We start from the raw sequence: 11,156 nt of genomic DNA, 5'->3' as shown, positions 1-11,156 counted from the left end.
GCAGGCTCCTAAAATAATTAGTCCGATTTACTTCAATAACTAAGGGTAGATAAAGTTCGGCAATGCTTCATTCTATACCCTATTAACATTTAATTAGCGGTATATTGTCGATAAAGATGCTCATAGTTACAACATCCTTAACCTTATCTTGACAAAAACATGCGGAGTTCGTTTATGTTGCCCTTTAATATATTAGAGTTTATCTCGCCAGAAAAAACGCTTCCAGGTCGAGATGAAGCCATGAAAGTCGCCCCGGAACATCTGGTTTTACACTCATCGATGACAAGTATCCCGCCAAATATGGCCACCGCCATTTTTGCAATGGGTTGTTTTTGGGGCGTTGAGCGTCTCTTTTGGCAGCAGTCCGGTATTTTTAGCACGGCGGTCGGCTATAGCGGAGGTTTTACCCCAAACCCAACCTATCGGGAAGTGTGTAGTGGACAAACCGGTCATGCGGAAGCAGTCAAAGTGGTATTTGATCCAACCCTCATCAGCTATCCGTCATTGCTAAAACTCTTTTGGGAAAATCATGACCCGGCTCAGGGCATGCGTCAGGGGAATGACATCGGTAGCCAATATCGCTCAGCAATTTATGCTACCACTCCAGAACAGTTGCAGCAGGCTCTGGACAGCAAAGCCGCCTTTGAAATCGCCATGACCGATGCTCATGATAAACGCCCGGTAACCACGGAAATCGCCATGGCAAAACCGTTCTACTTTGCGGAAGATGAGCATCAGCAATATCTGGCAAAACACCCTAACGGCTACTGTAATCTTGGTGGAATTGGAATTTGTCTGCCGCCAAAAAACTAAAGACAGATGACAAGATTTAACCAACTGTTATACTAAATCAGTGGTAACGGACTAAAGTACACCGGTTCTTATAGCCCGTTACGCTGTTTTATTCATTCAAAGTATTCAACTTCAGATCCTATTTCCGGTATAACCGCGGATAAATTATGTTAAACAGTGCATTACTGATTATTTTGTTGATCGCGATAAGTGCGTTCTTCTCTATTGCCGAGATCTCTCTCGCCGCCTCACGAAAAATGAGGCTGAAAATGATGGTGGATGAAGGTAACGTCAATGCGGCTCGCGTATTAGAGTTACAAGCAACCCCCGGTATTTTCTTTACCGTTGTGCAAATTGGCGTTAACGCCGTTGCCATTCTTGGCGGTATCGTTGGCGATTCTATTTTCTCCCCTTATCTTGCGGCTCTTCTTAGTCGTTTTATGGAGCCAGCCTTAGCCGAACAACTTGGTTTTATTATCTCTTTCTCTATTGTCACCAGCCTGTTTATCCTGTTGGCAGATCTCACTCCAAAACGCATTGGCATGACATCACCGGAAGCAGTTGCCATCCGGATTATCAATCCAATGCGTTTCTGCATTATTTTGTTCCGGCCGCTGGTATGGTTCTTTAATGGAATGGCCACCTTGATTTGCCGGATATTTAATATCCCAATGGTGCGTAATGACAACATCACTTCTGATGATGTTTATGCCGTTTTTGAGGCCGGTGCGCTGGCTGGCGTGCTACGCAAACAGGAACATGAGTTAATTGAAAATGTATTCGAACTGGAATCAAGAACCGTTCCTTCTTCGATGACCGCCCGTGAACATGTAGTGTATTTTGAACTGGATGAACAAGAAGAGCAGATTAAAGACAAAATTGCTAACTATCCCCACTCAAAATTCCTGGTATGTAACGGCTCCATTGACCAAATAATTGGTTATGTTGATTCCAAAGATTTGCTGATTCGCGTATTGAGCAATCAAAGTTTAACCCTGAAAGGCGGAGTGCAAATTCACACCCCACTGATCGTTCCAGACACCCTGACCCTGTCAGAGACGCTGGAGAGCTTTAAAGTGGCTGGTGAAGACTTTGCCGTTATTCTTAATGAATATGCGCTGGTAGTGGGCATTATCACCCTGAAAGATGTCATGACCACGCTGATGGGCGATCTCCTTGGTCCAGGGGAAGAAGAACAAATTGTCGCCCGCGATGAACATTCATGGTTGGTTGATGGTGCAACGCCAATTGATGATGTTATGCGTTCTCTGTCGATTGATGAATTTCCACAGTCAGAAAACTATGAAACCATCGGCGGCTTTATGATGTTCATGCTGCGTAAAATTCCAAAGCGCACTGACTCGGTAAAATTTGCTGGCTACAAATTTGAAGTGGTAGATATTGATAGCTACAAAATAGACCAACTTCTGGTGACTCAATTGCATAATAGCTCAGTCATCGCTGCTGAAGAGCTGGCCAAAGAAATAGCTAAAGAGAAGAAAGAGGAAAAAGAGGGCAAGTCAGAGCAGTAATCCCACCTCGCCAAACCTAACGCTAAGCAACAAAATGGCCATCTTATTAGATGGCCACAGGTTCAATACTTCAATGATTAATTATTCACTTTTAAGCAAATTGTGCGCGTAACTCCTGAACTTCGCGGTTTACTTCTGACATTACATTAAAGTGAATCTTATCGCCTACCTTTGGAAGCAGAATTTTCCCCATGTCAAACTCGAAAGCACCAATACCTTTGATGTAAAGTCTGCCACGAAAGAGCGTCTTCACGTATAGCGCAATCCTTTGTGGATTGTAGCTAGGGAAGATTTTCATTTCACGTCCTCCATTCTTATTTCAGACTAACGCCACGATAGCCCGGCCACTCAAAAAGCGTCTTAGTGGCGCTAGCTATTACATACAGTTAACACTATTTTTGGGCTGTACACATAGCCTCTTTAATCTTATTTACATAACTTAATGAAATATTAGGAAAGCTATGTCTGCCACTAACTATAGGTTACAACCTTAAATTATTCGAATAAAAAACCTGTAAATTTTATCATGACAATATTTGTTGCTAATTTAGCTCATTTTATTCCTTGGGTTTGCCGAAACGTAGAATCCTGGATTAATAAACGATGGCGCAGGTGCATAACTAAGCGGAATATCCTGCCAATTATTCACCTGTAGCCCAGCAGCTAAAACAATTGCGTGTCCTGCTCCGGTGTCCCAAATACAGGTTGGCCCAAAACGCGGATAAATCTGGGCACGGCCTTCAGCAATCAAACAGAATTTAAGTGATGAACCTACCGCGGTCGTTTCATAATCGCCGAGGGAGGCTAAAAACTGTTCCAGTTGATGATCGCGATGTGACCGGCTACACACTACTTTTGGCGGGTAGCCGCCATGAGGAGCAATCGCCTGACGTTTCCCTGCAAACTGTTTCCAGACGCTACGACCTTCTGCCGCATAAAGCACATCCAATACCGGGGCATAAATCACCCCCATGACCGGAATCCCCTGCTCAACCAAGGCAATATTGACCGTAAATTCACCATTACGATTCAGGAACTCTTTAGTACCATCCAGCGGATCAACCAACCAGTAACGCTGCCAATGACGCCTGATCTCCCATTCCTGAGGGGATTCTTCGGACAATATCGGAATATCCGGGGTGAGTGCAGATAGCCCTGAGACAATAATCTGATGGGCGGCCAAATCAGCCGCCGTTACCGGTGAGCTATCAGACTTGATATTAGCTTCTACCGGTTTATCTCCCTGATAAACCGCCATAATCGCCTCACCGGCCTGAAGAGATAGCTGGCAGATTGCCTCTAACGTTTCTGATACCTGCACCATAATTCACACCTGTTTCTGAGATAAAACACGAATAATTTAGATTAGCGGCTTTTACCATAATAACCAACCAATCAATAAACTAGCCTCCCTTTAAACGACCTTACGCCAAAGAATACCAGCAAAAATAGATTGAATTTATTAAACATGTATTTAAAATACATTTTATTAAATCAATTAAATAAGGTGCTTTATGGACTACTCAGCTCAATCTCTTGGCGCACTGGCTATTGCTATTCCCGGCGCTACTCGGTTATTCCGTCAATACGATCTCGATTTCTGTTGTGGTGGTAAACAAACCCTGACCCGAGCCGCCACCAGAAAGATGCTCAACATTGATGTATTAAATGAGCAACTGACACAACTTGCCGCCAAGCCTACTGATGACAAGAATTGGCTCACTGCCTCTTACTCAGAGATGATTCCCCATATTTTACAACGCTACCACCAACGCCATCGCGAACAGTTACCTGAACTGATTTTACTGGCGCAAAAAGTTGAACGGGTACATGGCAATAAACCCAGCTGTCCGCACGGACTGGCTGACAGATTAGATATCGTTTATCAGGATCTGGTTCAGCATATGATGAAAGAAGAACAAATTCTGTTCCCAATGATTCAGCAAGGAATGGGGGCTCAGGCTAGCGGTCCGGTCAGCGTCATGGAAAGAGAACATAATCAGGCCGGTGATGATGTAGAAATCATTAAGCAGCTCACCAATAACCTGACAGCACCTGAAGAGGCCTGTAACACCTGGCGAGCCCTTTATTCTTCCATTGATGAATTTATTACTGACCTGATGGACCACATCCATCTGGAAAATAATATTCTGTTCCCACGGGCTCTGCGCGGGGAATAAGACAAATGGCGTAAAAAAGCCGGGCTGTATTACCCGGCTGTTTTATTGATGAATCGCCTCATCAGAGAGCGGCAATCATTACAGAATGTCTAACAGCTCGACTTCAAAGACCAGCGTGCTAAATGGTGGGATAGAAGCACCCGCACCACGCTCGCCGTAAGCCAAGTTATGAGGAATGGTTAATTTCCATTTTGAACCTACTGGCATTAACGTCAACGCTTCAATCCAGCCAGGAATCACACCACTTACCGGGAATTCAGCCGGTTCGCCACGTTTAACTGAGCTATCAAATACCGTGCCGTCAATCAGACTACCGGTATAGTGAACACGTACGCGATCCTGACGAGCCGGGATAGAACCTTCTCCCTGAGTCAAGACTTCAAATTGTAATCCAGACTCGGTACTGTTCACTTCGCTACGTTTAGCATTCTCTTCCAAGTAGCGTACACCTTCCTCGGCCATTTTCTCCTGCTTTTCACGACGAACGTTATCAGCGCGTTCATGAATTTCACGCAGCGCACGGTGAACAACGTCAACCGGCACAGATGGATGATTACCATTCAGAGCATCAGTTAAACCGGCTAATAGCGCCTCAGGTACCAGGCCTTCCAGACCAGACTCTTGTAATTGCTGCCCAACCTGTAAGCCTATGCCATAGCTGGCCTGTGATTCTATGCTGTCAAAAGATGGCTGTGTCATCGTTTTTCCTTAGAAAATAAACTTGGAAAGATAAATTAAGGCCAAAGCATAGCACAGGTAATTCAACGGGAAAAAGGTCAACTGCAAAAAGCTGATGACCAGCTATATCGCAGAATCCATATATAGCACAGCTTCCTGCTCAATTTTTCGTTTAGTCAGGCACCAAATAACAATCCCTATCAGGCTTAATATTGCTCCAGCAATGCAGACGCCCAACCATTGCCCATATTGATACGCCACCGCAGAAATTAGTGAGCCCAGCGCACCACCAATAAAGTAACTGGTCATATAACCTGCGGTCAGACGGCTTCGAGCCTCCGGCATCATACGATAAATCATTGACTGATTAGTGACGTGTACACCTTGCACCGTCAGATCGAGCAACACGATGCCAATGACTAATGCCCAAATAGAGTACTGACCAAAAGCAATCGGCAACCATGAAACAAACAACAGCACTAACCCCAGCGTCGTTACCAAGCTGGATTTCCCTTTGTCTGTCAACTGACCCGCCCCACTGGCGGCTAAAGCACCGGCGGCACCAACTAAACCAAATAGACCAATTACCGCTTCAGAATAGTTATAGGGTGGGGAAGCCAGCAGAAAAGCCATGGATGTCCACAGCATACTAAAATTGGCAAATGACAGAGCGCCAAGAAAAGCGCGAGTACGTAAGGTGGTGTTACGGGAAAACAGCACGATAATAGAAATCAGCAATTGCGGGTAATTAAGGCCATTACTTTGTTTATAGCGCGGCAAAACTATCCACAGCACCAGCGCCATCACCACCATCAAGCCAGCCGCTACCCAATAAACGGTACGCCAGCCGCCCAAAGAAGCCAATAGTCCAGCCGCGGTTCTTGCCAACAAAATACCCAGCAGCAGGCCACTCATAATCATGCCGACGACTTTTCCACGTTTCGCGGGCTCAGCTAGAGTTGCTGCCAGAGGTAACAGAATCTGTGCCACCACAGAGAACAGTCCGGTGAGAGCAGTGCCAATAATCACGCCGATTACGGTAGAAGACATAGCGGTTATCAGCATACCGAGGGCGGAAAGTAACGTCATCAACACAATAAGCCGACGCCGTTCAAACAGATCGCCAAGGGGAACAATAAACATTAATCCGGCGGCATAGCCCAATTGGGCTGCGGTTACGATAAACCCGGCTTGACTGACGGATAACGAGAACGCTTTTGCTATCGTTTCCAATAAAGGCTGCGCGTAATAGTTACTGGCAACGGCTAAACCGGTAGCGATTGACATCACGACAATCAGCGCTGGCGTTAATACTTTATTCTCTGTACTTTGATTCATTATGGAGATTCTTAAAATGATGATACCGCGATTATCAGGTAGTTTTATCCATAGGCCTAATTTATAATTTTCATTTTATTCATCTCATAAAGAGATAGATATGAATTTAAAGCAGCTCACTTATGTTCTGGCGGTCGCTGAAGAGCAAAGCTTCACCCGCGCCGCCCAACGCTGTCATATTGTCCAGTCAGCTTTAAGTCATCAAATCGCTAAGTTGGAAGAGGAACTGGGCTGCGAATTATTTAACCGCACCTCTCGACAGGTCAAACTCACACCTGCCGGTCAGGCGATTATCGCTCCCACTCGAAAAGTACTGGATTCACTACAGCATCTGATTGATGAAGTGGCTGCCAGCAATAATCAAATTTCTGGCAAGTTAACTATCGGCACCATATCTACGCTTAATGCTATCGATCTGGCGGCTCTTCTGTATCAATTTCACCAACGCTACCCTCAGGTCAATATCCGACTATACGTTGGTATGAGTGAAAATTTGATGACGGATATTCAACAGCAGAAAACCGATATTGCCTTTACCGGCATTTGGCCCGGTGAAAAACGCATACTTTCATTGCCCCACCAGCAAATAGCAGATGAACCACTGGTTGCTCTACTGTCACCTAGCCATGCACTGGCAAAAATGAAACAGGTTACTCTACAGACGCTGGCCGGAGAATCTCTGGTTGACTACTGCGCTGGCTGTGGCGCACGTCAACAAACTGACCGTGCCTTTCAGGCCGCCGGGATTAAACGTCATGTCAGCTTCGAAATAGATCATATTGAGTGGCTGGAAAATCTGGTTCGTCAGGGATTGGCTATCGGTATCGTACCCATATCAACCGCTCAGCGCCTTCATTCACTGATATCTATTCCCATCAAGGAAGAGCCAAGGCGAAAAGTGCATTGCGTTTGGGGACCATCACCATCAAAAGCCGCCGAATGCTTTTTACAATTGATGCAAGAGGCCATTGCCGAGCAAAACACGGCTGCCAGCGATGACACCCCATCCAATGCGATGAATGAATAGAACAGGATATATTTATATTGTTTACATAACCTATGTTATTCGGTCTATTATGGGTAAAATTGCACTATCGCAAATCAGATGACAGATTGCTCAAATTAATCAGTGCAAACCTGACCGAGTTATAGATGGGGTACAGCAATGCAGGCAAACAAAGGCAGAGAGCGGCTGAATACCGGTAATAATCCGCTTAACACCGTATTATTAAAGATATGGCATCTGCCCGATAGCTTTAACTGGATGGAGCCATTACCTTATGCTCATCGACGAGGCGTGCTAATGGCAGCGCTGCTGATTCTCTGTGCTTTTCTTTGGCCAAATGAAAAAAATGGTGACATAGAAATCGGTCATAGCTCCACGCCCGTTGATTTATCAACCCCCAGTACCGCCCAGACCAGCTCTCCTCCTCAGGATAATGCAGAAATGGAGCGGGCCAATCGTATTTTGAATCAGCAACCAGAAACACCCGCCCCCATTGAGGAACCTGCTCCGCAAATAGCACAAACTCAAGCTACACCTCAGATAGCCCCCCAACCAGAACCATCGCCAATTGAGCAACCTGCTGCTCCCCAAGCCGATAATGAGCAATGGCAAGAGTTCACCATTCAAAAAGGCCATACGCTAACGCAGTTATTCAGAGATAATCATTTTATTGTAAGTGATGCATTTTTGCTGGCTCAGGTCGAAGGCTCAGGAAAACCGGTTAACGCATTAAGAATTGGGCAAAAAATCAGGGTGAAGCTCACCAGTGATAAACAGGTGACCGCATTAGAAGTGGAACTTTCGGCAAATAAATCGGCGCTATTTACTCGCCAGAGTAATGGACGCTTTCGTCGAGACCATTAAACTTTTCCAGTAAGAAATCACGCAATACTACGCCTTGGTTATGTTCAATGTTCTTACTACCAAACATTAGCGTAATATTTTTCCCCTGGCGCAATAATGCCAGTAACGGTAACCATGCGTTTCCCGCGTTCAATTCCGCATAGTAATCGCGGCGAAAATCATCCCAGCGAGTGGTATCAGCGTGAAATCGCTTACGCAAATCATTACTTGGCGCAACGTCTTTCAACCAAGTGACGTCGACTAACTTGGCTTTACTTATTCCTCGAGGCCAAAGTCGATCCGTTAGAAAGCTGTTTTCAGCCACTGGCGTGGTCATATCATAAACTCTGACTAATTGAATATTCGCCATAGCGACTCCGGTTAAGCAGTGAACATCATATTGTTTAACAATATATCCTATCCAAACCGATCCCCCGCTAATCCAGACAAGAAATCGATGAAGTCCAACCGACAAATAGCAAAACGCCGGCATAAGCCGGCGTTTTAAACATGGTAAGAAAACTAATAATTAGTCTTCAGCAACCACGATAACGTTCAGTTTAGCAAATACTTCGCTGTGAACCTGGAAGCTCACTTCGTACTCACCAACAGCGCGTAAAACGCCTTCTGGCAGACGAACTTCGCTCTTAGCCACTTCAACGCCTGCTGCAGTAACTGCATCAGAGATGTCGCGAGTACCGATAGAACCAAACAATTTACCTTCATCGCCTGCTTTAGAAGCGATAGTCACGTTGCCCAGACCAGTGATCTTAGCAGCACGAGCTTCAGCAGCAGCCAGAGTCTCAGCCAATTTAGCTTCTAACTCTGCACGACGAGCTTCGAAAAACTCAACGTTTTTCTTGGTTGCTGGAACCGCTTTACCTTGCGGTACCAAATAGTTACGAGCATAGCCCGATTTAACATTAACCTGATCACCTAAGCTACCCAGGTTAGCTACTTTATCAAGTAGAATAACTTGCATTACCGTATCCTCTTAAAGTTCGTGGATCGTTGCCGATTACTGATGACGATCAGTATACGGTAACAAAGACAGGTAACGTGCGCGCTTAATAGCACGAGCCAGCTGACGCTGGTATTTAGCACGAGTACCGGTAATACGGCTCGGGACAATTTTCCCGCTCTCGGTGATATAGTTTTTCAGCGTTGCGATATCTTTATAGTCGATCTCTTGAACGCCTTCCGCTGTGAAACGGCAGAACTTGCGACGACGGAAATAACGTGCCATATGGCTAGTCTCCAGAATCTATCAATTCAATCTGCTCGGCATGTAACACTAATTTATTCAGCCCATTGCGGCCTTGATGGCTGCTAATAAAACCGGTTACTTTCAGGCTACTGCCGACCGTTATACTGTGAGTTAACGCTTGAGACTGCTGTCCACTAACAATCACGGGCATTCTGCACCATGCTTGTCGGTTAAAACCGGCTTCCTGCTGTTGTGAGCGGTGCTCTAGCACAAACTGACAATGCGGGACCCCAGATGGACTTACTTTTCGAATGGGGGTCTTGATAATGATACCAGACAATACCAAACGGTTTGCAGTCAACACAGGCAATTACTCTTCAGAATCCTCAGCATCATCTGATTCATCCATTAGTTCTTCAGCAAAATCTTCGCGACGCTCGCGGCGTTCATCTTTCGCTTTAACCATTGGAGAAGCTTCAGTGACGGCATGCTTAGTACGCATTACCATGCTACGGATAACGGCATCGTTGAAACGGAAGTTAGTTTCCAGTTCATCGATCGCTTCCTGCGGTGCTTCAACGTTCAGAAGAACGTAGTGAGCTTTATGCAGTTTGTTAATTGGGTAAGCCAGTTGACGACGACCCCAATCTTCTAAACGGTGAATTTCACCACCTGCAGCTTTGATCGCACCGGTGTAACGTTCGATCATGCCTGGAACTTGTTCGCTTTGGTCTGGATGGACCATAAAAACGATTTCGTAATGACGCATCAATTGCTCCTTACGGATTATTCAGCCTCCTGTCAGGGTCAGCCGTGGCCCATGGAAGCAAGGAACGTGTTAAGTGTACGGCTGAAAAAAATGACGCTGAATTGTACGTTTATGGCGTAGGAACTTCAAGGAGATTCAGTCTTTGTTTATCAATCAACGGAATCTCTTTGAATTAATGAGGGATTCAACTTGGTCAATAGCTTCTATTTCAAGCACCGAGCCTAAATACCGGCAAGGAAGGTGTAACCAACGACACCTTTATTCACTATTCAGTGATATTCGCCTCAGAAAATGCAATCAGCGATGGTTGAACAATCCGCTGGTAATCCTCAACGTTTAACAAAATAGAGCGTTCCAACGAACCGGCATTAAATACCATCTCTTCCTCTTGCTGGAACACCAACGGATCAACCACTAATTGCAGATCGGCATGAAAGCTGAAGGGAGGAATCGCGCCAAAAACGCACTGGGTTAATTCCATTACCTCTTTCGGACTAGCCAGTGAAGCCCGAGTGCCACCGACCTGTTGCGCCAACACCGACAAGTTAGCTTTACGGTGGGCGGGTAACACCGCCAACACATGCTGTTTAATACCGTTGCCTTTTACGTGGCAAACCAGCGCCTTGGCGCCCTGCTCGATATTGGTTCCCCTGGCCTTCGCCGCGTCTTCCGAGCGTCCGGCGCTCGCATGTTCCATTACTCGGAAGCGTGCATTTCCCTGTTCCAGTAAGGAAATAAGCTGATTAAAAATAATTGATGACACGGTGTTCTCTCTTAATCGTAATCTAGTTAGCCATAGTCCGGCTATCAT

The 11,156-nt window shown here is 45.6% G+C and carries 15 protein-coding genes; 5 read left to right on the top strand and 10 right to left on the bottom strand.

Going from position 1 to position 11,156, the window contains the following annotated elements:
* The first annotated feature begins 174 nt into the window (after positions 1–174).
* Entirely contained in the window at positions 175–813 is a 639-nt protein-coding gene (gene msrA / locus EL341_RS01830) for a peptide-methionine (S)-S-oxide reductase MsrA (RefSeq protein ID WP_074820516.1), read from the top strand.
* 146 nt (positions 814–959) lie between these two features.
* On the top strand, positions 960–2,324 hold the full coding sequence (locus EL341_RS01825; protein WP_047779791.1) for a hemolysin family protein: 1,365 nt from the start codon (positions 960–962) through the stop codon (positions 2,322–2,324).
* Between the two features lie 91 nt (positions 2,325–2,415).
* On the opposite strand, the gene EL341_RS01820 is transcribed toward EL341_RS01825, so the two are convergent.
* On the bottom strand, positions 2,416–2,622 hold the full coding sequence (locus EL341_RS01820; RefSeq protein WP_047779790.1) for a DUF1107 domain-containing protein: 207 nt from the start codon (positions 2,620–2,622) through the stop codon (positions 2,416–2,418).
* Between the two features lie 249 nt (positions 2,623–2,871).
* Positions 2,872–3,648, bottom strand: a complete 777-nt coding sequence (gene cysQ / locus EL341_RS01815; RefSeq protein ID WP_126466859.1) for a 3'(2'),5'-bisphosphate nucleotidase CysQ — start codon at positions 3,646–3,648, stop codon at positions 2,872–2,874.
* Between the two features lie 190 nt (positions 3,649–3,838).
* Here cysQ and ytfE point away from each other — a divergent pair, with 190 nt between their 5' ends.
* Positions 3,839–4,504 carry an iron-sulfur cluster repair protein YtfE gene (ytfE, locus tag EL341_RS01810; RefSeq protein WP_074820521.1) on the top strand — a complete coding sequence of 222 codons (666 nt, stop codon included), beginning with the start codon at positions 3,839–3,841 and terminating at the stop codon, positions 4,502–4,504.
* Positions 4,505–4,582: 78 nt separating this feature from the next.
* Here the strand turns inward: ytfE and fklB are convergent, their stop codons facing one another.
* Positions 4,583–5,203: an FKBP-type peptidyl-prolyl cis-trans isomerase gene (gene fklB / locus EL341_RS01805; protein ID WP_047779788.1), complete on the bottom strand. Its 621-nt coding sequence runs from the start codon at positions 5,201–5,203 to the stop codon at positions 4,583–4,585.
* Between the two features lie 102 nt (positions 5,204–5,305).
* Positions 5,306–6,520, bottom strand: coding sequence for an MFS transporter (locus EL341_RS01800; protein WP_074820523.1), 1,215 nt, complete (start codon positions 6,518–6,520; stop codon positions 5,306–5,308).
* A 100-nt stretch (positions 6,521–6,620) separates the two neighbouring features.
* On the opposite strand from EL341_RS01800, the gene EL341_RS01795 reads away from it, so the two are divergent.
* Both EL341_RS01795 and EL341_RS01790 read left to right on the top strand, forming a co-directional pair.
* A complete protein-coding gene (locus EL341_RS01795) occupies positions 6,621–7,547 on the top strand; it encodes a LysR family transcriptional regulator (RefSeq protein WP_074820525.1) in 927 nt (308 codons plus the stop codon).
* A gap of 138 nt (positions 7,548–7,685) precedes the next feature.
* Positions 7,686–8,390, top strand: coding sequence for a LysM-like peptidoglycan-binding domain-containing protein (locus tag EL341_RS01790; protein WP_074820527.1), 705 nt, complete (start codon positions 7,686–7,688; stop codon positions 8,388–8,390).
* Here EL341_RS01790 and EL341_RS01785 read toward each other — a convergent pair.
* From EL341_RS01785 to EL341_RS01760, 6 genes are all read right to left on the bottom strand, one after another.
* Positions 8,350–8,739, bottom strand: coding sequence for a DUF488 domain-containing protein (locus tag EL341_RS01785; RefSeq protein WP_074820529.1), 390 nt, complete (start codon positions 8,737–8,739; stop codon positions 8,350–8,352). The two genes, EL341_RS01790 and EL341_RS01785, sit on opposite strands and share 41 nt — an antisense overlap.
* Positions 8,740–8,898: 159 nt before the next feature.
* Positions 8,899–9,351, bottom strand: a complete 453-nt coding sequence (gene rplI, locus EL341_RS01780) for a 50S ribosomal protein L9 (RefSeq protein ID WP_074820531.1) — start codon at positions 9,349–9,351, stop codon at positions 8,899–8,901.
* Between the two features lie 36 nt (positions 9,352–9,387).
* Positions 9,388–9,615, bottom strand: coding sequence for a 30S ribosomal protein S18 (rpsR, locus tag EL341_RS01775; RefSeq protein WP_000135199.1), 228 nt, complete (start codon positions 9,613–9,615; stop codon positions 9,388–9,390).
* A 4-nt stretch (positions 9,616–9,619) separates the two neighbouring features.
* On the bottom strand, positions 9,620–9,937 hold the full coding sequence (gene priB / locus EL341_RS01770) for a primosomal replication protein N (RefSeq protein WP_047782450.1): 318 nt from the start codon (positions 9,935–9,937) through the stop codon (positions 9,620–9,622).
* Positions 9,938–9,946: 9 nt separating this feature from the next.
* On the bottom strand, positions 9,947–10,345 hold the full coding sequence (rpsF, locus tag EL341_RS01765) for a 30S ribosomal protein S6 (RefSeq protein WP_047779782.1): 399 nt from the start codon (positions 10,343–10,345) through the stop codon (positions 9,947–9,949).
* A gap of 265 nt (positions 10,346–10,610) precedes the next feature.
* A complete protein-coding gene (locus EL341_RS01760; RefSeq protein WP_126466857.1) occupies positions 10,611–11,156 on the bottom strand; it encodes a YbaK/EbsC family protein in 546 nt (181 codons plus the stop codon).

Origin of the sequence: Pragia fontium (genome assembly GCF_900638655.1) — a bacterium.
In the GTDB taxonomy this organism is placed as follows: domain Bacteria; phylum Pseudomonadota; class Gammaproteobacteria; order Enterobacterales; family Enterobacteriaceae; genus Pragia; species Pragia fontium.
Note: the sequence above shows the minus strand (reverse complement) of the source record. Positions and strands in the feature narration are given on the sequence as shown.